The 23,224-nt window shown below is 64.0% G+C and carries 19 protein-coding genes and 1 tRNA gene; 10 read left to right on the top strand and 10 right to left on the bottom strand.

The genetic code is table 11. The annotated features are described in order from the left end of the window. Window positions 1-8: 8 nt before the first annotated feature. Genes RFM41_RS01855 through RFM41_RS01840 form a run of 4 tightly spaced genes read right to left on the bottom strand, consistent with a single transcriptional unit; the run spans window position 9 to window position 4,432 of the window. Window positions 9-785: an enoyl-CoA hydratase/isomerase family protein gene (locus RFM41_RS01855; RefSeq protein ID WP_320245824.1), complete on the bottom strand. Its 777-nt coding sequence runs from the start codon at window positions 783-785 to the stop codon at window positions 9-11. After that, on the bottom strand, window positions 778-2,379 hold the full coding sequence (locus RFM41_RS01850; protein ID WP_320245823.1) for an acyl CoA:acetate/3-ketoacid CoA transferase: 1,602 nt from the start codon (window positions 2,377-2,379) through the stop codon (window positions 778-780). Before RFM41_RS01850 ends, RFM41_RS01855 begins: the two co-directional genes overlap by 8 nt. Next, window positions 2,376-3,392 carry a Gfo/Idh/MocA family protein gene (locus RFM41_RS01845; protein WP_320245822.1) on the bottom strand — a complete coding sequence of 339 codons (1,017 nt, stop codon included), beginning with the start codon at window positions 3,390-3,392 and terminating at the stop codon, window positions 2,376-2,378. The genes RFM41_RS01850 and RFM41_RS01845 overlap by 4 nt, the downstream gene beginning before the upstream one ends. Then, on the bottom strand, window positions 3,389-4,432 hold the full coding sequence (locus RFM41_RS01840; RefSeq protein WP_320245821.1) for a LacI family DNA-binding transcriptional regulator: 1,044 nt from the start codon (window positions 4,430-4,432) through the stop codon (window positions 3,389-3,391). The genes RFM41_RS01845 and RFM41_RS01840 overlap by 4 nt, the downstream gene beginning before the upstream one ends. A gap of 239 nt (window positions 4,433-4,671) precedes the next feature. On the opposite strand from RFM41_RS01840, the gene RFM41_RS01835 reads away from it, so the two are divergent. From RFM41_RS01835 to RFM41_RS01815, 5 genes are all read left to right on the top strand, one after another. After that, the gene (locus RFM41_RS01835) at window positions 4,672-5,826 is read left to right on the top strand and encodes a dihydrodipicolinate synthase family protein (RefSeq protein WP_320245820.1); all 1,155 of its coding nucleotides are present in this window, start codon (window positions 4,672-4,674) and stop codon (window positions 5,824-5,826) included. 211 nt (window positions 5,827-6,037) lie between these two features. After that, window positions 6,038-6,802: an SDR family NAD(P)-dependent oxidoreductase gene (locus RFM41_RS01830; protein WP_320245819.1), complete on the top strand. Its 765-nt coding sequence runs from the start codon at window positions 6,038-6,040 to the stop codon at window positions 6,800-6,802. A 28-nt stretch (window positions 6,803-6,830) separates the two neighbouring features. Then, on the top strand, window positions 6,831-7,124 hold the full coding sequence (locus RFM41_RS01825) for a DUF1330 domain-containing protein (protein ID WP_320245818.1): 294 nt from the start codon (window positions 6,831-6,833) through the stop codon (window positions 7,122-7,124). Window positions 7,125-7,388: 264 nt separating this feature from the next. Next, window positions 7,389-7,565 carry a Flp family type IVb pilin gene (locus tag RFM41_RS01820; RefSeq protein WP_320245817.1) on the top strand — a complete coding sequence of 59 codons (177 nt, stop codon included), beginning with the start codon at window positions 7,389-7,391 and terminating at the stop codon, window positions 7,563-7,565. Between the two features lie 56 nt (window positions 7,566-7,621). Next, the gene (locus RFM41_RS01815; protein ID WP_320245816.1) at window positions 7,622-7,915 is read left to right on the top strand and encodes a hypothetical protein; all 294 of its coding nucleotides are present in this window, start codon (window positions 7,622-7,624) and stop codon (window positions 7,913-7,915) included. A gap of 121 nt (window positions 7,916-8,036) precedes the next feature. On the opposite strand, the gene RFM41_RS01810 is transcribed toward RFM41_RS01815, so the two are convergent. Both RFM41_RS01810 and cpdR read right to left on the bottom strand, forming a co-directional pair. Next, a tRNA-Val gene (locus tag RFM41_RS01810) sits at window positions 8,037-8,111 on the bottom strand. Between the two features lie 128 nt (window positions 8,112-8,239). Continuing rightward, window positions 8,240-8,602: a cell cycle two-component system response regulator CpdR gene (cpdR, locus tag RFM41_RS01805; protein ID WP_006199474.1), complete on the bottom strand. Its 363-nt coding sequence runs from the start codon at window positions 8,600-8,602 to the stop codon at window positions 8,240-8,242. 150 nt (window positions 8,603-8,752) lie between these two features. Between cpdR and RFM41_RS01800 the strand changes: the two genes are divergently transcribed. Together RFM41_RS01800 and hisN are read left to right on the top strand one after the other, a co-directional pair. Next, window positions 8,753-9,709, top strand: a complete 957-nt coding sequence (locus RFM41_RS01800) for an N-formylglutamate amidohydrolase (protein ID WP_320245815.1) — start codon at window positions 8,753-8,755, stop codon at window positions 9,707-9,709. 348 nt (window positions 9,710-10,057) lie between these two features. Further along, on the top strand, window positions 10,058-10,831 hold the full coding sequence (hisN, locus tag RFM41_RS01795; RefSeq protein WP_320245814.1) for a histidinol-phosphatase: 774 nt from the start codon (window positions 10,058-10,060) through the stop codon (window positions 10,829-10,831). Between the two features lie 12 nt (window positions 10,832-10,843). Here hisN and RFM41_RS01790 read toward each other — a convergent pair whose 3' ends face one another. Further along, the gene (locus RFM41_RS01790; protein WP_320245813.1) at window positions 10,844-11,800 is read right to left on the bottom strand and encodes an alpha/beta fold hydrolase; all 957 of its coding nucleotides are present in this window, start codon (window positions 11,798-11,800) and stop codon (window positions 10,844-10,846) included. A gap of 517 nt (window positions 11,801-12,317) precedes the next feature. Between RFM41_RS01790 and RFM41_RS01785 the strand changes: the two genes are divergently transcribed. Beyond that, window positions 12,318-12,785 carry an Hsp20 family protein gene (locus RFM41_RS01785; RefSeq protein ID WP_320245812.1) on the top strand — a complete coding sequence of 156 codons (468 nt, stop codon included), beginning with the start codon at window positions 12,318-12,320 and terminating at the stop codon, window positions 12,783-12,785. 187 nt (window positions 12,786-12,972) lie between these two features. Here the strand turns inward: RFM41_RS01785 and RFM41_RS01780 are convergent, their stop codons facing one another. Next, on the bottom strand, window positions 12,973-13,866 hold the full coding sequence (locus tag RFM41_RS01780; protein ID WP_320245811.1) for an MBL fold metallo-hydrolase: 894 nt from the start codon (window positions 13,864-13,866) through the stop codon (window positions 12,973-12,975). Between the two features lie 10 nt (window positions 13,867-13,876). Further along, entirely contained in the window at window positions 13,877-14,926 is a 1,050-nt protein-coding gene (locus RFM41_RS01775) for a threonine aldolase family protein (protein ID WP_320245810.1), read from the bottom strand. A 491-nt stretch (window positions 14,927-15,417) separates the two neighbouring features. Between RFM41_RS01775 and gltB the strand changes: the two genes are divergently transcribed. Together gltB and RFM41_RS01765 are read left to right on the top strand one after the other, a co-directional pair. Continuing rightward, window positions 15,418-20,154: a glutamate synthase large subunit gene (gene gltB / locus RFM41_RS01770; RefSeq protein ID WP_320245809.1), complete on the top strand. Its 4,737-nt coding sequence runs from the start codon at window positions 15,418-15,420 to the stop codon at window positions 20,152-20,154. Between the two features lie 142 nt (window positions 20,155-20,296). Then, on the top strand, window positions 20,297-21,751 hold the full coding sequence (locus RFM41_RS01765) for a glutamate synthase subunit beta (protein WP_320245808.1): 1,455 nt from the start codon (window positions 20,297-20,299) through the stop codon (window positions 21,749-21,751). Between the two features lie 154 nt (window positions 21,752-21,905). Here RFM41_RS01765 and RFM41_RS01760 read toward each other — a convergent pair whose 3' ends face one another. Next, a complete protein-coding gene (locus RFM41_RS01760; RefSeq protein WP_320245807.1) occupies window positions 21,906-23,123 on the bottom strand; it encodes an SGNH/GDSL hydrolase family protein in 1,218 nt (405 codons plus the stop codon). Window positions 23,124-23,224 lie beyond the last annotated feature (101 nt).

Here is a 23,224-nt window from a genome sequence, read left to right as displayed (position 1 = left end):
TCTCGTCTCTAGGATCTCGAAAAGGCCGGCTTCTGCTTGGCCTTGAAGGCGCCGACACCGGCTTTGAGGTCGGCGGTGAGCGCAATGAAGCCGCTTGCCAGCGCCTCGGTCGCGGCGGCGTCCTCCTCGCCCTCGGCAACGCCGATCATCAGCTTGGCGGCTTCGGTCGCCAGCGGGCCGCGCTCGGCGATTTTTTTGCCCCAGGCTCTCGCTTCGTCGAACGCCTTTCCTGTTTCGACGAGCCGATCGACGACGCCGTGCGCGAGCGCCTCGGTCGCTAGGAAAATCTCGCCGCCGATCGCCATCCGGCGCACGATCTGTGCACCGAAGCGGCGCACGGCGCGCTGGCTGCCGGACCAGCCGGGCACGACGCCGATCGAGGTTTCGGGGAAACCGAGCTTCACCTGCGTCTCGGCGACGCGGAAGTCGCAAGCCGCGGCCAGTTCCAATCCGCCGCCCAGCGCATGGCCCGAAAGCACCGCGATGGTCGGCTGACGAAGCCGCGCCAGCCGGTCGAAGACGCGGTGACCGTAGCGGACCCATTGCACCTGGAAGTCGGCGGCGCTCATCGCGCCCCAGGCCTCGACGTCGCCGCCGGCGCAAAAGCCCTTGCCTTCGCCGCGGACCAGCACCACGCGAACGCCCTCGGCCAGTTCCGCTTCGTCGAGCGTGGCTTCGAGCGCACGCAGCATCGGGATGTCGAGCGCGTTGAATTTGTCCGGACGGCGCAATGTGACGACGCCGATGGCGCCTTCCTGCTCGAAGGTGACGAGACGCTCAGCCATGCGCGCCTCCGAGCGAGGCGCCGCCATTGAGCGACAGGCCGATCGGCCGGTCCTGGTAGAGCGCGGCGGGTGTGACCTTGAGGTCATTGGCGACGCCAAGCGGAATCTCCGCCTGCGCCAGCACGTCGCGTTCGAGGTCGATGCCGGGGGCCAGTTCGGTGACCATAAGCCCGTCCGGCGTCAACTTCATCACGCAGCGCTCGGTGACATAGGTGATGTCCTGTCCCTGCGCGACGGCGCGTTTTCCCGAGAAGGAGATGTGCTCGACCTCCTCGACGACCTTCTTGACCTTGCCTTCCTGGTCGATGCGGATGCTGCCATTGGCCAGGGAAAGCTTGGCGCCGGCGTTGAAGAAGCCGGAAAAGACGATCTTCCTCGCCCGCGACGTGATGTCGACGAAGCCGCCGGCGCCGGCGGTGACATGCGGCCGCGCCGAAAGCTTGGAGACGTTGACAGAGCCGTGGCGGTCGATCTGCAGGAAGGAAAGCAGCGAGGCGTCGAAGCCGCCGGCCTGGAAATAGATGAACTGGTGCGGCGAGGGCATGATCGCTTCGGCGTTCGAGGCGCAGCCGAACTTGAAGTCGAGCAGCGGCACGCCGCCGACCGCGCCCTGCTCGATCACCCAGGTGACCTTGCCGTGTTGGCCTTCCTCGAGAAGAATGCGCGGCACGTTGGCGGAGATGCCGAAACCGATGTTGACGGCCATGCCGTCGCGCAATTCCATGGCGACGCGACGCGCGATGACCTTCTGGATGTTCATCTCCGGCGTGCGGAAGGTCGAGAGCGGCCGGAAGATCTCGCCCGAGATCGCCGGATCGTAAGGCGTCTGGGTCGTCTGCAACTGGTCGGGCGCCACGACGATATGGTCGATCAGCACGCCGGGCACCCGCACATCGTGCGGCTTCAGCGTGCCGTTCTCGACGACGCGCTTGACCTGCGCAATGACGATGCCGCCATTGTTGCGGGCGGCCAGCGCCTGCTCCAGGCCACCGAGATAGGCGCCTTCGTGCTCATAGGTGAGGTTGCCGCGCTCGTCCGCCGTGGTGGCGCGGATGATCGAGATGTTGGGGACGATGGCGCGGAAATAGAGCCATTCCTCGCCGTCGAACTGCTGCACCGAAACGATCGGCTCGCTGGCCGCCGCGTTCATCGCGCAGCCCTGGTGGCGTGGGTCCGCGAAAGTATCGAGGCCGACCTTGGTCAGCACGCCCGGACGCTTGGCGGCGGCCTCGCGATGCATGTCGAACAGGATTCCGGAGGGCACGTTGTAGGCGGCGACCGAATTGTCGCCGATCATCTTCCAGATCTGTGGCGGCTCGGCGGCGGAGGGGCCGGACGGATAGGAGCCGCAAAGCGTGCGCTTGAGCAGGCCGGGCTTGGCGAGATGGTCGATGCCTTTGATGCCGTACATGTCGCCGGCGGCGATCGGGTGCAGCGTGGTGATATTCTTCGGATGGCCTTCCGCGTCGAAGCGCTCGCCGATCGCGGCCAGCACTGCGTCCGGGCAGCCGAGGCCGCTCGACGACGACACCGAGACGACCATGCCGTCCCTGATCAGGCTGGCGGCATGGGCCGCCGAGACGAGCTTGCTCACGCGAGGCTCCCGAGTTGCGGATCGATGTTCACGGCCTTGCCGGTCTTCGCCGATTGAAGTGCTGCTTCGGCGGATGCCAGCGACCAGATGCCGTCCTCGCCGGTGGCTGAGGGTTGGCCTTCGCCGCGGATCGCGGCATGGAACTGGCGCAGCGAGCGGGTGTAGAGGTCCTCGCGGTCGAAAGTCAGTTCTTCCTCGCCGCCAGCCGTGCGCAGCAGCACCGAGCCGACCGGCTTCTGCGTCATCACATTGGTGGCGATCAGCGAGCCATCCGATCCGTGCACCTCGAAACCGGTGCCGACGAATTTCGTCGTGAAGCCCTCGTGTGACTGGGCAATGACGCCGGACTTGAAGCGCCAGATGCACATGGCCCCGTCCTCCAGCCCGCCGCCGGCCATGCCGGCCGACTGCGTGAAGGCCGAAATCTCGACCGGATCGTCGCCGAGCACGAAGCGCAGCGTGTCGGCGTCATGCACGGTGATGTCGAGCACCACGCCGCCGCCGGCCTCGGGCTTCGTGATACGCCAGCCCTGCAGGTTTTCCGGCAGGAAAACTGAGTGGAAGACGCGGGCGGCGATCGGCTTGCCGATGCGGCCGGCGGCAATCGCCTCGCGCATAGCGCGGTGGGCGCCGGCATTGCGCAGATGATGGTTGGTGCCGAAGACGATGCCGGCCTTCTTCGCGCCGGCAACCAGCTTGCGGGCGTCAGCGCTGGTCAGCGCCAGCGGCTTCTCGCACAGCACATGCTTGCCGGCCTTGATCGCGGCAAGCCCCTGCTCGAGGTGCAATTCGTTTGTGGTCGAGATGTAGACGGCGTCGATGTCCGAGCTGAGCAGCGCGTCGAGGGACGAGACGGCACGTGCAATGCCGTTTTCCCCTGCGTAAGCCTTGGCCCGTTCCGCGCCGGAGCTCATCACGGCAACGACCTCGCCATCGTCCTGGGCGCGAATGGCGTTGATCATGAACTGTCTGGCGATCGTGCTGGCGCCGATCAATCCCCATCGCACGCTCATGCCGCGTCTCCCACTTCGTTGTTGCGGTCCGGGCCGCTGCTTTCCCGCACGACGAGGCTGACGGCGCCGATATGGTCCTCGGCGCGTGTGGTGCGCGACTGGATCATCTTCAGCATGACGTGGGCGGCCCGCTCGCCGAGTCCCGCGGTGTCGACGGCAACGCTGGTCAGCGCCGGGCTGTAGTGTTCGGCCTCGGCGACATCATCGAAGCCGACGACGGCAAAGTCCGCCCCCGCCTCGAGCCCGCGCTTGCGCAATGCCAGCATGGCCCCGAAGGCGACCGCGTCGTTGAAGCAAAGCGCCGCCGTTGGCGGCTGCGCTCCGGCCAGCGCCGTCTCCAGGCAGGCCATGCCGCCCTTGCGGCTGGTCTCGCCTTCGACGATCAGCCGGTCGGAGGCCGGAATGCCGTGCGTTTCGCAGGCTTCGAGAAAGCCGCCCAGGCGTTCGTGATAGACGACGAGGTCGGATGAACCGCCGAAGAATGCCAAGCGGCGATGGCCCTTGCGGATCAGATGCTCGGTGGCAAGTACCGCGCCGCGATGATTGTCCGGCGCGATCACCGGGATGCGGCTTTCAGGCAGCCGGCGCATGGTAAAGACGATCGGCACGCCGGCCGCCTCGATGCGGCGGAAGGCGCCCGGTGTGGTACCGCGCGCCGGGGAGACGATCAGGCCGGCGACGCCCTGTTCCATCAGCGACTTCAGCACCTCTTCCTGTCGCACGGGATTTTCGGCCGTGTTGGCGATGAAGGGGACGACACCCGCCGCCTGGAAGACGCGCTCCATGCCGACCGCAAGCTCGGCGAAGAAGGGATTGGTGAGATCGTTGATCACCATGCCGATGACGTTGGAGTGGGCCTTGCGCAGATTGGCGGCGCCGCGGTTGTAGACATAGCCGACATCCTCGATCGCCTTGCGCACCCTGGTCGCGGTTTCAGGCCGGATCAGCCCGCTGCCCTGCAGCACGAGCGATACCGTCGATTTGGACACGCCGGCCTCGCGGGCGATGTCCAGGATCGTCGCCTTGGCCCGGCTGGCCATCCTCGTCGTGTCCTCCGTTTTTTGTGCAAATTTATTGGAACGTTCTAATCATCGATCCAAATCAGAGTCAATCATGATTCCTGCGAGATTTGAAGAATTGATTGAAGCGGTTCAAACCTCCACCAATGCAAGGATTTTGTACGGAGTCTCTATGCTCTGGCGGTCCGGATGCCATGAATCGTAAAGGTTCTTGATTTATTGGAACGTTCCATTTATAGCGACCGCAACGGGAGAGTTCCATGGACATCACCTTGCCTGCTGCAAACGGCGACCGGGTCAGCTACCGGCTCGTCGGCAAACCGGTCGAGCCGAATAGCGGCGCGCGTTTTTCGCGCATCGCCTATGCCGCCGCCCATGTCGTTGCCGACCCCATCGCCATGACCAATCCGTGGTCGCGGCCGGCGGTCGACTGGGAAAGGACCATGGCCTTCCGCCATCATCTGTGGCGGCTCGGCTTCCGCATCGCCGAGGCCATGGACACGTCTCAGCGCGGCATGGGTTTCGACTGGGCAAGCGCCAAGGAACTGATCCGCCGCTCGATCGCGGCGGCCAAGACGGTGCCGGGCGCCGACCTTGCTTCGGGGGCGGGGACCGACCATCTGGCGCCGGCGGCGGCCAAGACGCTCGACGATGTCATTCGCGCTTATGAAGAACAATTCGCCTTCATCGAAGGCGAAGGCGGCAAGGCCATCATGATGGCAAGCCGCGCGCTGGCGGCGGTGGCAAAGGGGCCGGACGATTATACCCGCGTCTATGACCGGATGCTCTCGCAGGCATCAGGCAAGGTGATCCTGCACTGGCTGGGCGACATGTTCGATCCGGCGCTCAAGGGTTATTGGGGCAGCAGCGATTTCGATGCCGCGCTCGACACGGTCGTCGCCATCATCGAGCGACATGCAGGCAAGGTCGAGGGCATCAAGATATCGCTGCTCGACGCGGAGAAGGAAGTGCTGCTGCGCGACCGGCTGCCCGACGGGGTGATGATGTTCACCGGCGACGATTTCAATTATCCGGAGCTGATCGCCGGCGACGGCAGGAGGCATTCGCACGCGCTGCTCGGCATCTTCGATGCCATCGCGCCGGTGGCCAACGCCGCGCTGGCCAAGCTGGCGGAGGGCGACAAGGCCGGTTACGACGCGCTGATGGCGCCAACCGTGCCGCTGTCGCGCAAGATCTTCGAGGCGCCGACCGAGTACTACAAGGCCGGCATCGTCTTCATGGCTTGGCTGAACGGGCATCAGGACCATTTCACCATGGTCGGCGGCATGCAGTCGGCGCGCGGCATATGTCACTATGCGGACGTCTTCCGCCTCTCCGACCAGGCCGGTCTGCTGGCCGACCCCGATCTTGCCATCGCCAGGATGAAGACCCTGCTGGCGATGGCGGGCGTCTAAGCTAAAGCGCGTCGCGATCTCTCAGATTCGCTCCTTGCGCTTTAGGCTTTTGATTTTGCGCATGTCTTTGCCCCGAAACCGGTTCCCACTTTCGGGAGACATGCTTTAGACCTATGGCGGCTTGCTTCCTGGCAGAGCCCCTGCTTGGTTTCTCAATCTACAAGGTTGGGACGGGACGCGCTCCGCGCCCTCGCGACCCATAGGTGAGCACATGGACGTTCCAGGTTTGAAAGGGCGGGTAGCGGTCGTCACCGCGGCCGGCCAGAACATCGGCAAAGCGACTGCGTTGGCGTTCGCTCGAGCCGGATCGCATATCGTCATAACCGGGGGCAGCGACGCGGCCAAGATCGAGGCGGTCGCGGACGAGGCGCGGTCCTTCGGCGTCGAGGCGATGGCATCTATCTGCGATGGCACCGACGAGGCCGCCATGAATGCCTTGGTCGAGAAGGCCGCCGCGGAACTGGGCGGCATCGACATCGCGGTATCCTGTGTGGGGATAAGACCGCACCAGCGGATCGATGAAATCACCCTTCAGGACTGGCGGAAAGTGATCAACACCAACCTTGGATCGGCTTTCATCCTGACGCAGGCTGTGCTTCCCCACATGCGTAGAGGGAAGTACGGGCGCCTGCTTTACATGGCGGGAACGGACGCTCTTTTCCCGCTGGCAAACAGGGCGCATGTCGTCGCCGCTAAGCACGGCATGCATGGGCTGGCGAAGGCCGTGGCGCTGGAATGCGGCCCGGACGGGGTGACCGCCAACAGCATTGCCCCCGGATGGCTCGACACGAACCGGAACGCGGCGTGGTATCCCACTCTCGCGGAAACCTACGAGCATGTGAAAGCGACGGTGCCGCTAAGGACGTTGGGGACGGCCGAGGACGTCGCCAATGCCTGCCTCTATCTCGCATCGGACATGGGCAAGTTCGTCACTGGACATTTGTTGCACATCAACGGCGGCGAGTTCATGGTGTAGGCCGGCAATCATCAAGGAGCGCTTCGGCGTGAAGGGATACTGGCTCATCGTCGGAACCGAGATTTCGGACCAGGAGGCGCAGGCCGAATATAGCCGCCTCTGGAAACCCATCGGCGAAAAATACCAGGCACGGACCAACACGACGAAACAGCCGCCTCTGCTCGTCGAGGCGCGCGATGCCAAGCGCATGGTCCTGGTGGAGTTTCCGTCGCTGGAGATCGCCAAGGCCTGCTATGCCGACCCCGCCTATGGGGAAGCCATGCGCTTCGCGCTCAAGGCGTCGAATCGCGTGCTCGTGATGTTCGAAGGGGATCTCGGGTAGCGGTGCCGCCGGAGTTCTCCGTCGGACGGCAGCGGCCGACGCTTTCAAGTAACCTCGCACAGTATGCGTGGGCCGAGCCTTGTGGCGGCCCTTTATTGACAAGGGCCATGGCAAGAGCCCGGCCAGCAACAGGAATGGTGATCGTTACGCCGCGTATGGTTCTGGTCACGCCCCCTAATGGATAAAATCCAGGAACGTCCCTTTACCATATCTAAATTAGCAATCCGCGATACTTGCGTGATCAGCAATCGGGGTTTGTGAAAAATGCAGTTGGTAGCCAGTTTTCTTCGTGACGATTCCGGCGCAACGGCCATCGAGTATGGTTTGATTGCAGCGCTTATCGCCTTGGGAATCATGGTTGGGGCGACCTCACTGGGCGGCGCGCTAAATGCCCAGTTTGTGTCGATTGCCAGCACTCTTAACGGCGCCATCGCACCGTAAGGAACGCTAAGCTACGGAAAAGGCGCCCAGCCCTTCCGCTGCTCCGGCGTCAGCGCATGGTTGGTGAACTGAAGGTTCCGGCCATCTCGGCCGGCGGCACGGCACTCGTGACAGTAGATGATCTTCAGCACATTCCAATGAAGGCAGGGTTGATCCGGCCCGAACCGCTTCACCAACTCGGACAGCCCTTCATCTGCGTGTCAGGCGCACGTCCTGAGACACACTCGGGCAACGTGGCTGGGATCGATATCTGGGAAGCGGCCTGCGCGCTCGGCATGTCGGCCAAGACGCTCGACAAGGTGCATGGCCATCACCAAGTCGATTTTCAAAAGAACGCGGCCGAAATCTAAAGCGCGTCGCGATCTTTCAGGTTCGCTCCATGCGCTTTAGGCTTTTGATTTTACGCATGTCCTTATCCCGAAACCGGTTCCCACTTTCGGGAGACATGCTTTAGCTAAGCTATTGGAAGGATGGTGGGCGTGACAAGGATTGAACTTGTGACCCCTGCAATGTCAATGCAGTGCTCTCCCGCTGAGCTACACGCCCATCCGACGCCGCGCATACACCACTTTTGATCCGGCACGTCAATAGCGGGAATGTGGAAAGACGGCTTCCGTTTGTCGCATTGGCGAAGTGCTCGCCGATGCGAGCCCCGATGCAGGCCGCAAAACGGCTTACGCCGCCTGCAGCATCTTCTCGACCTCGTTGACGAGATCGCGCAGGTGGAAGGGCTTCGACAGCACCTTGGCGTCCTTGGGCGCCTTGGAATCGGGATTGAGCGCGACCGCGGCGAAGCCGGTGATGAACATCACCTTGAGGTCCGGGTCGATCTCGGTGGCGCGGCGGGCGAGCTCGATGCCATCCATCTCCGGCATGACGATGTCGGTCAAAAGCAGCGAGAAGGGTTCCTCGCGCAGCCGCTCATAGGCGCTGGCGCCGTTGTCGAAATCGCTTACCTGGTAGCCGGCGCGTTCCAGCGCCTTGACGAGGAAGCGGCGCATATCGTCGTCGTCTTCCGCCAGCAGAATGCGTGCCATCATATCCCGTCCGAATCACCCGCCCCAAGCCTGCAGCCGGGCAAAGCCGTTAACCATCCTGTATATGAGGTGGAGGCGGTAAACATCAAGTGAATGAAGGGCATCCAACATCCGGTTCGAAGCGCGGTTTCACCGCCTGAAATGCTGGACATGCCGGACGCAAGGTGGCAAGTTTTGCCTCATGATGCAGTGCTGTTTCCTGGTTCGTACAAATTGAAGACGGCAGCCGAGGATTTTTCGGTCGTTCCACCCTTCGAAATCCGATCGGGCGCCGAGCAGCGCGTCCCTTTCCTGTTCAACTCACCGCATAGCGGCCGCCACTATCCGGAGCGGTTCCTGGCCATGGCGCGGCTCGACCGCAACGCCATCCGCCGGTCGGAGGACTGCTATGTCGAGGAGCTTTTCGGCGGCGCCGTGCCGCTCGGCGCGCCGCTCTTGGCGGCGAACTTTCCGCGCGCTTATCTCGACGTCAACCGCGAGCCCTGGGAACTCGATCCGCGCATGTTCGCGGAGCCGGTGCCGTCCTTCTGCAACATCCGCTCGGCGCGCGTCGCCGGCGGGTTGGGCACGGTGCCGAAACTGGTCGGCGAGGGGCTCGACATCTATCCTGGACGGTTGCCTTTGGCGGAGGCGGTGGGACGCATCGAAGCGGTCTACAAACCTTATCACGAGACGCTGAAGCGGCTCCTGACCCGGACGCATGCGAGGTTCGGCTATGCCGTGCTGATCGACTGCCATTCGATGCCGGCCTCGATCCGCGTCGGCGACAATGGCGTGCGGCCCGATTTCATCGTCGGCGACCGGTTCGGCATCTCGGCCTCGCCGGCGCTCACGGAGATGGCGATCAGCCTGCTTGTCGGCATGGGCTACACGGTCGCGCACAACAAGCCCTATGCCGGAGGCTTCATCACCGAGCACTATGGCAGGCCGGCGCGGCATCTGCATGCGCTTCAGATCGAGGTCAATCGCGGGCTTTACATGGACGAGCGGACGTTCCAGAAATCGGCCGGCTTCGACACTTTAGCCTGCGACCTGACCCGCTTCTCGGCCGACCTGATGTCGATGCCCGACCATCATTTCGTCGATTTGCCGCTCGCGGCGGAATGACGGCGCGGTCGGCGCGCCGAGTTCTTGATAAACGCAATTCCGAACGGAAAATCGCTTCCTGGAATTGCTCGAAAAAAAGACCGCATCGTTTTCACGACACGGTCGAAGTCTAGGGAGGAAACGCCCAAGGAGGGCATGGACAGGAAAACCTGTCCGATGACAAAATTATTGTGCGACGCACAAATGTCAATCGACAGCACGGTTTTTTAATTCAATATGATGTGGAAATTCCGCTTCGGCAGTTCAGATGTGGCATTAGGGCAACAGAAAGCGGGCGCCTGACCGGTCTTCAGCGCGCTTGTTCCGCGAGAAAGAGCGGCTGGCAAGAGCCGCGATGGGGAGAGCGACTTGGATATCAGCACCGATTTCATGCGGCGCATCGCGCATGCCGCCGCCGCGGAAACCTTGCCGCGCTTCCGCAGCCAAGGGGCGGTCGCCAACAAGGAGGCGGGAAGCTTCGACCCGGTCACGGAGGCCGATCGCGAGGCCGAGCGCGCGATCCGGGCACTGATCTCTTCCGAATATCCCGAGCACGGCATCCTCGGCGAAGAGCATGGCAGCCAGAACCTCACCAGCCGGCATGTCTGGGTGATCGACCCGATCGACGGCACCCGCGCCTACATTTCCGGCATCCCGGTCTGGGGGACGCTGGTCGGGCTGACCGTCGATGGCGATGCAGTCGCCGGCATGATGTCGCAACCCTTCACCGGCGAGCTGTTCTACGCCAACGCTTCCGGATCGCACTATGAAGGACCGGGCGGCCCGCGCAGGCTCGCGACCCGCAAGACGACCGAGCTCGCGCAAGCGACGCTGTTCACGACCACGCCGGCCCTGTTCAAGGGCGATGCGCGCAAGCGCTACGACCAGTTCGAGACAAAGGTCCAACTCGCCCGCTACGGCACCGACTGCTACGCCTTCGCCATGCTGGCGGCCGGCAGCGTCGACATCGTCACCGATCCGGGCCTGAAACCCTACGACATCGTGGCGCTGATCCCGATTATCGAGAAGGCCGGCGGCGTCATCACCACGTTCGAAGGCGGACCGGCCGAGAAGGGGGGCGACATACTGGCGGCCGCCACGCCGGAACTGCATGCGGCGGCGATGGCGGCGCTGCGCGGTTGAGCGGCCGCGCGCTCAGGGCGCGTCGCCCGTGCCGGGAATGAAGGCGTCGAAAGCGGCGAGCAGCTGCTCGCGATAGATATCCTTCTCCTGCAGGATCTCGTGCTGGGCGCCGTCGATCATCAACAGCGAGCCGACGCGCAGTTTCCTGGCATAGGCTTCCACCGCCTTGGTCGAGACCACCCGGTCGGCCCCGGCGGCGACGATCAGCATCGGCACCCTGACCCTTGCCATGAAATCGGGATCGCTGACGGCATCCGCGGCAGCGGCTGCCGCCCTCAGCCAGCGGATCGTCGGGCCGCCGAGCGCCAGCTGCGGCCAGGCTTCGTAGATGCCGACATTGCGCTGGTAGCGCTGCTGATCGGAAGTCACCTTGTTCATCTCGAAAGGCAGAGGCACTTTCGGCCGCGGGCCGAGCGCGGCGTAGAGCCGCCCGAGACCCAGAGCGCAGAAGATCGCGCAGACGCGTCGCACCGTGGCGATCGAGACCGGCAGGTCCGGCACCTCAAGAAAAGGAGCCAGCAGCACCATGCGCCGCACCCGGTTGACCATCGACGGCGAGGCCAGCAGCGCGATCACGGCCCCGGTCGAGTGGGCGAGGATGTAATAGGGGCCGCGGCAGTCGGGCAGCACGATTTCCTCGAAGAATTGCTCGAGGTCGCGCGTATAGTCGCGGAAGCTGCGGATATAGCCGCGCTGGCGGTTTTTCAGCAGGCGGCTGGAATCGCCCTGGCCGCGCCAGTCGAGGATCGCGACGCCGAAGCCGCGATCGGCGAGGTCGCGGATGGTCTCGAAATATTTCTCGATGCATTCGTTGCGACCGGTCAGTAGAACCACGGTGCCCTGGAGCGGACGGGCGACGGCGGCGAAAACGCCGTAGCGGATCTTCTTGCCGTCACGTGTGGTGAAGAAGCCGCCCGCGGCATTCTGCGGCGCGGGATTGTCCTCGGTCAGATGGAAAAGATCCGTCATTCGGTGTCGTTGCTTGTTCTTTGCCCGGACGGGCGAGGCGTCGGCATGGTGATAGACGGCCAGCCGGCAAAAGCAAAGCGTTGCGAGGATTTACGTGGCAACTCCCAAAGGGAAGGCCGGAAGTGCCTGCGGCGCACTTCCGGCCTCTGTCGATCCGGGAGGAAGGGACGTTGCACCCGGTTCGGCCTCGTCGCGGCGCAGGGAAAAGAGCGCCGCTTGTCTCTCTGCCTTGAGGCAATTCCGGACGGAAAACCGCTTCACGCTTTTCCTGGAATTGCTCGAGCTTGACCAAAGCATAGCGACGCCTAGCTGAACGGACGCCGAAACCGCGGTTCATCCACCATTCATCAACGTGGCCGCATTGCGACCGCCACGAAAGCCTTGAAATGGGTTTTTGAGCTTCCCAAATGAAGGTTGCGGCCGCCGATTGTCGGGGCCGCTGGCCTATCCGGAACGCCTTTCGAGGGTTTCGCACCGGGTCATACGCAAACCATGTTGCTCAATAGGAGAACACCTCATGCGTCACGTTGATTTTTCCCCGCTTTATCGTTCGACCGTCGGCTTCGACCGGCTGTTCACCATGCTCGATTCGCTCGGCCAGCCCGAGACCGCGCAGACCTACCCGCCCTATAACATCGAGCGCACCGGCGAGAACGCCTATCGCATCTCGATGGCCGTTGCCGGCTTCTCGGAAAACGAGATCTCGATCGAAGCCCATCGCAATGTGCTGACCGTCAAGGGCGAGCGCAAGGACGAGAACAACAGTGAGGGTTCGGAGCTGCTTTATCGCGGCATCGCCTCGAGGTCCTTCGAGCGCCGCTTCCAGCTCGCCGATCACGTTGAAGTGGAAGGCGCCACGCTGAAGAACGGCCTGCTCTTCGTCGACCTCAAGCGCAACATTCCCGAGGAGCTGAAGCCGCGCAAGATCGCGATCACCTCGTCCTCGGACAAGGCCAAGCAGATCGAGGCCAAGGCCGCCGCGTAACCCGCGGGCTCCATCCTAGATGACGTCTCCCTCCCGAGACGAAAGCGGCGCCGCGAGGCGCCGCTTTTTATTGTGCCGCCGGCAACGAGCCTTTCTGGCTCTCGCCCCGCGACCTTCCGCCGCTGGTTCCTGATTTTTCTGATCCTGCTCGGTGTCGAGCTGTTGCTGCGGCCTTTCCTGGCCTGACCTACCGGCTGCCTGCCGCGAGGACAGTCGCGACGTTCTGCCGGTGAACGGCTTCGTATGGCGCGAAATATTCGGCGGCCGTCGTGGCGAACATGTCGGCGCCGAAAGTCTTCAGGTCCTGCCTTGCCAGGTCAGGATCATGCCGACAGGCGAGCAGCTTGCGGATATAGGCCTGCGTGGCGGCAATGAGGCTTCGGTCATAGCCGCCTGCTTCGATTGCCGGCAAGGAACCATGGTTGGGCAGGATCCGGTCGAACTGCCAGCCTGCCATGCGCTCGAGATCGACCAAATGTTCGGCAAGACGCTCCGGCTCCGAGACATAGGTGACGGAGTCTTCCAGCGTGTCGCCCGCCAAAAGCAGGCCGGCGTCGGGCATCAGCAGCACCGTGCCGTCATGGCTGTGGATTTCGACCTGGCGCAGTTCGATTGCGATCGCTCCGACCGTCAGGCGGAGGCTGCTGTCGAACGTCCTGTTGGGCAGCACGAGCGGCTTGATCGGCGGATTGCCGCCCTCGATCTCAGCCCGACCGCGTTCAAGCGCCAAGGCCGTGAGGCGGTTGGCGATGATCTCGCAATCCTGGAACACCTCGTTGCCGGCGATATGGTCGTCGTGCCAGTGGCTTAGCACGACGCGTATCGAGGTCACGCCCATCTCCTCGAGCGTTCGCCGGATGAAGCGGGCATGGGGCAGGGAGATGTGCGTGTCGTAGACAAGCGCCTGCGATCCGTCGACGATCGCATAGGTGCAGATGCCGAGCGTATAGGCGCCGTCGTCGAGCCAATTCGGCTCGTCCGACCAGATACGAATGCCGTCGAAACGGCCATCGTAGAAGCCCAGAACATTCGGCGCCGGGCGGACCAGCCGCATGGTCGAGCCGAGAGATGGCCTGGCCATGGCGGGAAACTCAGGCGAGCAGGTGACCGAGACGGTCGATCTCTTCCGTCGTGGTCGCGAAGCTGGCGACGAAGCGGTAGATCGCTTCCTTGTCGCCGAGATGGCCATCAAAACCCTGCGGCACGCCCCATTCGTAGAATTTGGCGCCGGCCGCCTGCAGCTTGGCGGCGGTTTCGCGGGTGAGGATGGCGAAGACCTCATTGGCCTGCGGCAGCCAGGCGAGCCTGCCGGCCGGCGCATCCTCGATCGTCTCGGCCAGGTGTGCTGCCATCTGATTAGCCTGCCCCGCCATCCGAAGCCACAAATCGTCGGTGAGATAGGCCTCGAACTGGGCCGAGATGAAACGAGCCTTGGAGAAGGTCTGTCCGGCGCGCTGGCGCAGCAGGCGCAAATCCTTGCCGACCTCCGGATTGAGGATCACCACCGCGTCGGCCATCCAGCAGCCATTCTTGGTGCCGCCGAAGGAGATGAGGTCGACACCGCTCTTCCAGGTCATTTCGGCCGGACTGACGCCGGTTGCCGCAATCGCATTGGCGAAGCGCGCGCCATCCATGTGCAGCGGCAGCTTGTGGCGGCGGCTGACCTCGGCGATCGCCTTGACGTCGTCGACGCTGTAGACCGTGCCGACCTCGGTCGCCTGGGTGACGGTGACCGCCATCGGCTGGCCGGCGGGGGCCAGATCCTGCGAATAGCGCTTGATGGCCGCGTCGAGGGCTTCCGGGTTCATGCGCCCCAGCGGTCCCAGCACCGGTGCCATGCGCGCGCCGCCGGTGTAGAAACCCATCGCGCCGAACTCGTCGACATTCATATGCGCTTCGGAATGGCAGAGCGCGATGCCGCCGATGCGGTTCAACGCAGCCATCGAAAGCGCGTTGGCCGCGGTGCCGGTCGCGACGAAGAAGACCTGCACCTCGCGCTCGAAGATCTCGCTGAAGCGGCGATAGACGGCGCGGTCCAGATCGCCGTCGCCATAGGCGACAGCGGTGCCGGCGGCATGGCGCGACAGGTTGGCCGAAATGTCGGGGTGGACACCCGCCCAGTTGTCGGAGGCAAAGAACATCGAAAGGTCCATATCGTTATTGGCGAAAGCGGCGGGACTTGACCGCTTCGTCGGTCGAAGCGCAAGGGCCAATCGCCGGCAAAGCGGTGAAGCCAGCGCGTCGCCTCGAAAGACCCGGACCAAAACTTGCGCTTCCGGCGCTCGTCACGAAATTTTGTGTCGCGGCACGCCCAAGTTTTTTGTGAATCGGTCTTGTGTGGCTCCCTGATTTCTGCCATAAAAAATTTAGGACAGTAGTGCTGTCTTATTTTGTCGCACAAAACGGGCTGGACTGGCGTATCATCACTGCCATTCCGGCCATTGTCGCGAGCGGCGGGTAGACGGCCCGGCTCTGGCCTGTACGATACCGGATGCGAGCCGGGCGTATAGCCGTATGGTTCGATGGATTTCGCAAGACGTGCAGCAGGATGAAGGGGAAGCATTCTCGCTTCCCAAGGCAAACCAGCGCCCTCAGACAGTCGGGGCCAAGGTGGAGAACGGAGGATAGGACGATGACGGAACTGACGCCATCTGCGATCAACGGCCGGGCCGCGCAGACGAAAGCGGCAGCCGTTAAAAATACCGTCCTGACCAAAGAGCTGCGAACTGCCAGCGGCATGACCGCGCAGGGCCTCTATGATCCGCGCAACGAGCATGACGCCTGCGGCGTCGGCTTCATCGCCAACATGAAGGGCGTGAAATCGCACGGGATCGTCGAGGACGGCCTGGCGATGCTGGAAAACCTCACCCATCGCGGCGCCGTCGGCGCCGATCCGCTGGTCGGCGACGGCGCCGGCGTGCTGGTGCAGATCCCGGACCAATTCTTCCGCGAGGAGATGGCGGCCAAGGGCGTCGAACTGCCCCCGGCGGGCCAATATGGCGTGGGCCACTGGTTCATGCCCCAGGACGCGGCACTGCGCGCCCATATCGAAGAGATCATCGCCGAATCGGCGCAGTCGGAAGGGCTGCCGCTCATTGGCTTCCGCGATGTGCCGGTCGACAATTCGTCGTTGTCGAAGGCGCCGGATATCGTGGCCTCCGAGCCGTTCCATCGGCAGGTGTTCATCGGCCGCACGGCCGACATCCCGGATGACGAGGAGTATGAGGCGCGGCTCTACCTGCTGCGCAAGGTGATCTCGGGCCGCATCTATGCCGAGAACGACAACAAGGATGTCGGCGCCTATTGCGTGTCGCTGTCGGCGCGCACCATCGTCTACAAGGGCATGTTCCTGGCCTACCAGGTCGGCGCCTATTACAAGGACCTCAACGATCCGCGCTTCCAAACGGCGCTAATCCTGGTTCACCAGCGCTTCTCGACCAACACCTTCCCGTCGTGGAAGCTGGCGCATCCCTACCGCATGGTCGCGCATAATGGCGAGATCAACACGGTGCGCGGCAACAACAACTGGATGGCGGCGCGCCAGGCCTCGGTCGATTCCGAGCTGTTCGGCAACAACATCTCGAAGCTCTGGCCGATCTCCTATGAGGGCCAGTCGGACACGGCGTGCTTCGACAACGCGCTCGAGTTCCTGTTCCAGGGCGGCTATTCGCTCAGCCACGCCATGATGATGCTGATCCCGGAAGCCTGGGCCGGCAACAAGCTCATGGACGCCGACCGCAAGGCTTTCTACGAGTACCATGCGGCGCTTATGGAGCCATGGGACGGGCCCGCGGCGGTCGTCTTCACCGACGGTCGCCAGATCGGCGCCACGCTCGACCGCAACGGCCTGCGCCCGGCACGCTACATCGTCACCGACGACGACCGCGTCATCATGGCGTCGGAGGCCGGCGCGCTGCCGGTGCCGGAGGAGAAGATCGTGCAGAAGTGGCGGCTGCAGCCCGGCCGCATGCTGCTCATCGACCTTGCCAAGGGCCGCATCGTCTCCGACGAGGAGATCAAGTCGGAGATCGCGACCAGGCATCCCTACAAGACCTGGCTCGCCAACACGCAGCTGATCCTCGAGGACCTGAAGCCGGTCGAGCCGCGCGCGCTGCGCAAGGATGTCAGCCTGCTCGATCGCCAGCAGTCCTTCGGCTACACGCAGGAAGACACCAAGCTCCTGATGGCGCCGATGGCCACCACCGGCCAGGAAGCGGTGGGCTCGATGGGCACCGACACGCCGATCTCGGCGATGTCGGACAAGTCGAAGCTGCTCTACACCTATTTCAAGCAGAACTTCGCCCAGGTCACCAATCCGCCGATCGACCCGATCCGCGAGGAGCTGGTGATGAGCCTTGTGTCGTTCATCGGGCCGCGGCCGAACATCTTCGACCTGGTCGGCACGTCGCGCCGCAAGCGGCTCGAAGTGCGCCAGCCGATCCTGACCAATGGCGATCTGGAGAAGATCCGCTCGATCGGCCACACCGAGGACCGTTTCGACACCAAGACGATCGACATCACCTACGGCTCGAACGAGGGTGCCACGGGCATGCAGGGCGCCATCGACCGGCTCTGCGAGCGCGCGGAGGCGGCGGTCGCCGGCGGCTACAACATCATCATCCTGTCGGACCGCCAGGTCGGGCCGGACCGCATCGCCATTCCATCGCTGCTGGCGACGGCGGCGGTGCACCATCACCTGATCCGCAAGGGCCTGCGCACCGCGGTCGGTCTCGTGGTGGAATCCGGCGAGCCGCGCGAGGTGCATCATTTCTGCTGCCTGGCGGGCTACGGCGCCGAGGCGATCAACCCGTATCTTGCCTTCGACACGCTGCTCGACATGCACAAGCGCGGCGAGCTGCCGGAAGAGGTCGATGAATACGAGGTGGTCTCGCGCTACATCAAGTCGATCGGCAAGGGTATCCTCAAGGTGATGTCCAAGATGGGCATCTCGACCTACCAGTCCTATTGCGGCGCGCAGATCTTCGATGCCATCGGGCTGAAGTCGGACTTCGTGCAGCAGTATTTCACCGGTACCGCGACTCTGATCGAAGGTGTCGGCCTGGACGAGATCGCCACCGAGACGCTCAGCCGCCACAGCGATGCCTTCGGCAGCGATCCGGTGCTGCGCAACAATCTCGAGGTCGGCGGCGAGTACATGTTCCGCATGCGCGGCGAGGCGCATATGTGGTCGCCCGATGCGGTCGCCAGCCTGCAGCACGCCGTGCGGCAGGGCTCCTGGGGTACGTTCAAGGAGTATTCGGCGCAGATCGACAGCGCGACCGCGCGGGCCCAGACCATCCGCGGCCTGTTCAAGATCAGAACAGCGGACGAGACCGGCCGCAAGAAGGTCGCGATCGAGGACGTCATGCCGGCGGCCGAGATCGTCAAGCGTTTCTCGACCGGGGCGATGTCGTTCGGCTCGATCTCCAGGGAAGCGCACACCACGCTGGCGCGCGCCATGAACCGGATCGGCGGCAAGTCGAACACCGGCGAGGGCGGCGAAGAAGCCGACCGCTATCTGCCGCTGCCTGGCGGCGGCAAGAACCCCGAGCGCTCGGCGATCAAGCAGGTGGCGTCGGGGCGGTTCGGCGTCACGGCGGAATATCTGGTCAATTCCGACGTCATGCAGATCAAGGTCGCGCAGGGCGCCAAGCCCGGCGAGGGCGGCCAGTTGCCTGGACACAAAGTCGACGCGACCATCGCCAAGGTCAGGCACTCGACGCCCGGCGTGGGCCTGATCTCGCCGCCGCCGCATCACGACATCTATTCGATCGAGGATCTGGCGCAGCTGATCTACGACCTGAAGAATGTCAATCCGGCGGCCGACGTCTCGGTCAAGCTGGTGTCGGAGGTCGGCGTCGGCACGGTCGCGGCGGGCGTCGCCAAGGCGCGCGCCGACCACATCACCATCTCCGGCTATGACGGCGGCACCGGCGCCTCGCCGCTGACCTCGCTCAAGCATGCCGGCAGCCCGTGGGAAATGGGCCTTGCCGAAACGCATCAGACACTGGTGCTCAACGGCTTGCGTTCGCGCGTCGCGCTGCAGGTCGATGGCGGCTTGCGCACCGGGCGCGATGTCATCATCGGCGCGCTGCTCGGCGCCGACGAGTTCGGCTTCTCGACCGCGCCGTTGATCGCGGCCGGCTGCATCATGATGCGCAAGTGCCACTTGAACACCTGCCCCGTCGGCGTGGCGACGCAGGACCCGGTGCTGCGCAAGCGCTTCAAGGGCACGCCCGAGCACGTCATCAACTTCTTCTTCTATGTGGCGGAAGAGGTGCGGGCGCTGCTTGCCGAAATGGGCTACACCCATCTCGACCAGATCATCGGCGACACCGATCTCCTGGAAAAGCGCGACGTCATCCAGCACTGGAAGGCGCGCGGGCTTGACTTCTCGAAGATGTTCTACAGGCCGGATGCGCCGCATGAGGCGCTGCACTGGACCGAACGGCAGAAGCATCCGATCGACGATGTGCTCGACCGCAAGCTGATCGAGCTGGCGAAGCCGGCGCTGGACGCCAAGCAGCCCGTCATCATCGAGCTGCCGATCCGCAATGTCGACCGCTCTACCGGCGCGATGCTGTCAGGCGAAGTGGCCAAGCGCTTCAAGCACAAAGGCCTTCGGGAAGATACGATCCAGGTGAAGCTCACCGGCACGGCTGGCCAGTCCTTCGGCGCCTTCCTGGCGCGCGGCATCTCCTTCGAGCTGGTCGGCGCCGGCAACGACTATGTCGGCAAGGGCCTGTCGGGCGGCCGCATCGTCATCCGCCCGCCGGAGGAGGCCAAGATCGTCGCGGCGGATTCGATCATCGTCGGCAACACAGTGCTCTACGGCGCCACCGAAGGCGAGGCCTATTTCGCCGGCGTCGCCGGCGAGCGTTTCGCCGTGCGCAATTCGGGCGTGGCTGCCGTCGTCGAAGGCGTCGGCGACCATGGCTGCGAATACATGACCGGCGGCATCGTGGTCGTGCTTGGCAAGACCGGGCGCAACTTCGCGGCCGGCATGTCGGGCGGCGTCGCCTATGTGCTGGACGAGAAGGGCGATTTTGCCGAGCGCTGCAACATGGCGATGGTCGAGCTCGAGCCGGTCCCGGAAGAGGACGACCTGATGGAGAAGCTGCTCCATCACGGCGGCGACCTAGACCACAAGGGTCGCGTCGACGTGTCGGGCGACATGACCAGCCATGACGAGGAACGGCTCTACCAGTTGATCTCAAACCACGTCCATTTCACCGGTTCGGTGCGCGGTCGCGAGATACTCGACGATTGGCAGAATTTTAGGCCGAAATTCCGAAAAATCATGCCGGTCGAGTATCGCCGCGCGCTGATCGAGATGGAACGCATGCGCATGAGCGTGGCGGCGGAATAGTTTCGGGCATGGCCGGGGAGACAATGCCCCGGCCGGCATCCTCACCAACAATCCTGACCTCGGAACCAAGGTTGTCATGGCGACCTTATGAGGTTAACGGGTGCGCGGCAGAAGCGTGCCTTCGGACAGCAGGGACTGGACTATGGGCAAGGTAACAGGCTTTCTCGAGATCGACCGGCAGGTGCACAAGTACCAGCCGGCCTCCGACCGCATCCGGCATTTCCGTGAATTCACACTGCCGATGTCCGACAACGAGGTTGAGAAACAAGCCGCGCGCTGCATGGATTGCGGCATTCCGTATTGCCACGGGCCGACCGGCTGCCCGATCCACAACCAGATCCCCGACTGGAACGACCTCGTCTACAATGGCGATTGGGACAGCGCGATCCGCAACCTGCATTCGACCAACAATTTTCCGGAATTCACCGGCCGCATCTGCCCGGCGCCTTGCGAGGAAGCCTGCACGCTGAACCTCGAGGACATCCCGGTCGCCATCAAGACGGTCGAGCAGGCGATTGCCGACAAGGCTTACGAAACCGGCCATATTCGGCCCTATCCGCCGGAAAGGAAGACCGGCAAGCGTGTCGCCGTCATCGGCTCCGGCCCGGCGGGCATGGCGGCGGCGCAGCAGCTCGGCCGCGCCGGCCACGACGTGCATGTCTATGAGCGCGAGAGCCGCCCCGGCGGGCTGATGCGCTACGGCATCCCCGACTTCAAGATCGAGAAGCATTATATCGACCGGCGCATCGAGCAGATGCAGGGCGAGGGCGTGACCTTCCATTGCGGCGTCAATGTCGGCGTCGACATGAAGGTGTCCGATCTCATCGAGGAATTCGACGCGGTGCTCTATTGCGGCGGCTCCGAAACGCCGCGCCCGGCCGGCATTCCGGGCAGCGACCTCAGCGGCGTCTATGACGCGATGCCTTATCTGGTGCAGCAGAACCGCCGCGTCGGCGGCGAGCCGATCCAGTCGGTGGCCTGGCCCTCGCACCCGATCATCGCCGGCGGCCAGCATGTCGTCGTGGTCGGCGGCGGCGACACCGCGTCCGACTGCATCGGCACCGCCTTCCGGCAGGGCGCGGTGCGCGTAACCCAGCTCGACATCCGTCCGCAGCCGCCGGAGAAGGAAGACAAGCTCGCGGTATGGCCTTATTGGGCGACCAAGATGCGCACGTCCTCCTCGCAGGCCGAGGGCGCCGAGCGCGAATTCCAGGTGGCGACGCTCGAATTCATCGGCGAGGACGGCCAGTTGACGGGTGTGCGCTGCTGCGAGGTCGACGACAAGCGCAAGCCGATCCCCGGCACCGAGTTCGTCATCCGCGCCGATCTCGCCTTCATCGCCATCGGCTTTGCCGGACCGGCGAGCGACAGCCTGATGAAAGAGCTCGACGGCAAGATCAAGGTCGTCACCGACAGCCGCCGCTCGCGGAATGTCGAGGCGAACGACCGCGACTACAGGACCAGCGTCGACAAGCTCTATGCCGCGGGCGACGTGCGCCGCGGCCAGTCGCTGGTGGTCTGGGCGATCCGCGAGGGCCGCCAGGCGGCGCGCTCGATCGACGAGGTGCTGATGGGATCGACGGTGCTGCCGCGCTGAGACCGTTTGGAAATTCTACTCCTGCGGCCAGCTGAAGGCATTTTCTGCGCTTCCGGTGCTCACGTACGTCAACGTACGCTCCGCTCCGGTTCTCGAAAACACCATCATCTGACTCGCAGGAGCGAATTTCAGAAACGGTCTCCGAGCCGATGAGCTACTGATTGACGCCCTCCGCCGTATCGGGCTGAGCGGCCACCGTCGCTGGCGGCTTCGGCGGCCAGGAGAAATCGTCGGCGCGGCCGGGCGAAGCGGTCGGCGCCTTGCCTTCCAGGATCAGCTTTTCACCGGGCAGATTCGGATCGGCCTTGGCCGGCTGAGTGGCGCCGAGCAGCTCGGTGCCGCCGTCCAGAGACGGGTCGCCGAGCAGCATCGGCGCGGTGCGGTCGACGATGACGGGTGCCGAGGCAGGCTTCGGCGCCTCTACTGGGGCGCCGGCAGGCGCCGACACGGTCGTGACGCTTCCCGGCGCCGCCAGGCCGAGTATCTTTGCCAACGGCTTTTCCGTGTAGAAAGCGAGCTTGCGCTTGCCGGCCTTGGTGACGTTGATGCCGTCGTCGGAACGCAGGCGCACCGGCTGGCCGTTGATGTCCGGACCGGAGGTGACGAAAGCGCCGTTCTCGTCGACGAAGCCGTCCCAGACATCGACGAACTCGCCGCCGTGTTTCTGGGCGGCCGAATGATAGATGTCGTTGAAGGCGAGCATGTCGGAGTTCATCTTCGACACACCGAAAGCCGGCATGCCGACCCACAGGAACGGCACCTTGGTGTCTTGCAGGGCCTTGCCGAACGCATCGGTGCGGCGCTCATATTCCTTGGTCCAGTTTTCCGAGCGCGACTGCTCGCGCACGTCGCCGACCTTCATCTGCTGGCGGTCGTTGGACCCCAGCATGACGATCACAGCCGCCGGTTTCTCGGTTTCGATCAGCGATTTTATCTGGGCAGGCCAATTGTAGACATCGTCACGAACGAAGCCGGACGAACCGTTGGCGCGGGCGACGATCCTGACGGCGGGATTGTCGGCAAAGGCCGTGTCCAGGCCCTCCGCCAGCCCGCCCGCCAGAAAATCGCCTACCACCAGCACGACCCGGGCGTCGTTTGTCTTCTCGACGATCGGCGTCTCCGGCTCCGCCGGCGGGCGCGGCTTTGGTTTCTTCTTCGGCTTCGGCCTTGGTTTCTGAACTTCGACCGGGGGTTCGATGCGTTCGCTGCGGCGCGGGAACAGAAGGTCGCGCAGCGACCAGCCATGGCTTTCCTCCTGCGCGAAGGCAGGGGCATGGAAGGCGCCGGCAGCGGTGACGGCAAGCACGGCAAGGGCGAGAATCAGGACGGGCGCCCGGCGAATGCTCTGCCTGATACGCGCAACCGAAACCAAACACCTCTCCATCCCTTGGCGCATGACCGGCAGACGCAGGAAAGCCATGCGCAAGCCGAAGCGCTACAGCATCCTTGCCGTCTTTGAAAGGATGCCTGGCG

It is taken from the genome of Mesorhizobium vachelliae, assembly GCF_033977325.1.
GTDB classification, from domain to species: Bacteria; Pseudomonadota; Alphaproteobacteria; order Rhizobiales; family Rhizobiaceae; genus Mesorhizobium; species Mesorhizobium vachelliae.
Note: the sequence above shows the minus strand (reverse complement) of the source record. Positions and strands in the feature narration are given on the sequence as shown.

Coding starts and splice junctions, on each gene's coding strand:
- RFM41_RS01855 (WP_320245824.1), bottom strand. CDS start 785: ATGGCTGAGCGTCTCGTCACCTTCGAGCAGGAAGGCGCCATCGGCGTC.
- RFM41_RS01845 (WP_320245822.1), bottom strand. CDS start 3,392: ATGAGCGTGCGATGGGGATTGATCGGCGCCAGCACGATCGCCAGACAG.
- RFM41_RS01840 (WP_320245821.1), bottom strand. CDS start 4,432: ATGGCCAGCCGGGCCAAGGCGACGATCCTGGACATCGCCCGCGAGGCC.
- RFM41_RS01835 (WP_320245820.1), top strand. CDS start 4,672: ATGGACATCACCTTGCCTGCTGCAAACGGCGACCGGGTCAGCTACCGG.
- RFM41_RS01830 (WP_320245819.1), top strand. CDS start 6,038: ATGGACGTTCCAGGTTTGAAAGGGCGGGTAGCGGTCGTCACCGCGGCC.
- RFM41_RS01820 (WP_320245817.1), top strand. CDS start 7,389: ATGCAGTTGGTAGCCAGTTTTCTTCGTGACGATTCCGGCGCAACGGCC.
- RFM41_RS01815 (WP_320245816.1), top strand. CDS start 7,622: ATGGTTGGTGAACTGAAGGTTCCGGCCATCTCGGCCGGCGGCACGGCA.
- cpdR (WP_006199474.1), bottom strand. CDS start 8,602: ATGGCACGCATTCTGCTGGCGGAAGACGACGACGATATGCGCCGCTTC.
- RFM41_RS01800 (WP_320245815.1), top strand. CDS start 8,753: ATGCCGGACGCAAGGTGGCAAGTTTTGCCTCATGATGCAGTGCTGTTT.
- RFM41_RS01790 (WP_320245813.1), bottom strand. CDS start 11,800: ATGACGGATCTTTTCCATCTGACCGAGGACAATCCCGCGCCGCAGAAT.
- RFM41_RS01785 (WP_320245812.1), top strand. CDS start 12,318: ATGCGTCACGTTGATTTTTCCCCGCTTTATCGTTCGACCGTCGGCTTC.
- RFM41_RS01780 (WP_320245811.1), bottom strand. CDS start 13,866: ATGGCCAGGCCATCTCTCGGCTCGACCATGCGGCTGGTCCGCCCGGCG.
- RFM41_RS01775 (WP_320245810.1), bottom strand. CDS start 14,926: ATGTTCTTTGCCTCCGACAACTGGGCGGGTGTCCACCCCGACATTTCG.
- gltB (WP_320245809.1), top strand. CDS start 15,418: ATGACGGAACTGACGCCATCTGCGATCAACGGCCGGGCCGCGCAGACG.
- RFM41_RS01765 (WP_320245808.1), top strand. CDS start 20,297: ATGGGCAAGGTAACAGGCTTTCTCGAGATCGACCGGCAGGTGCACAAG.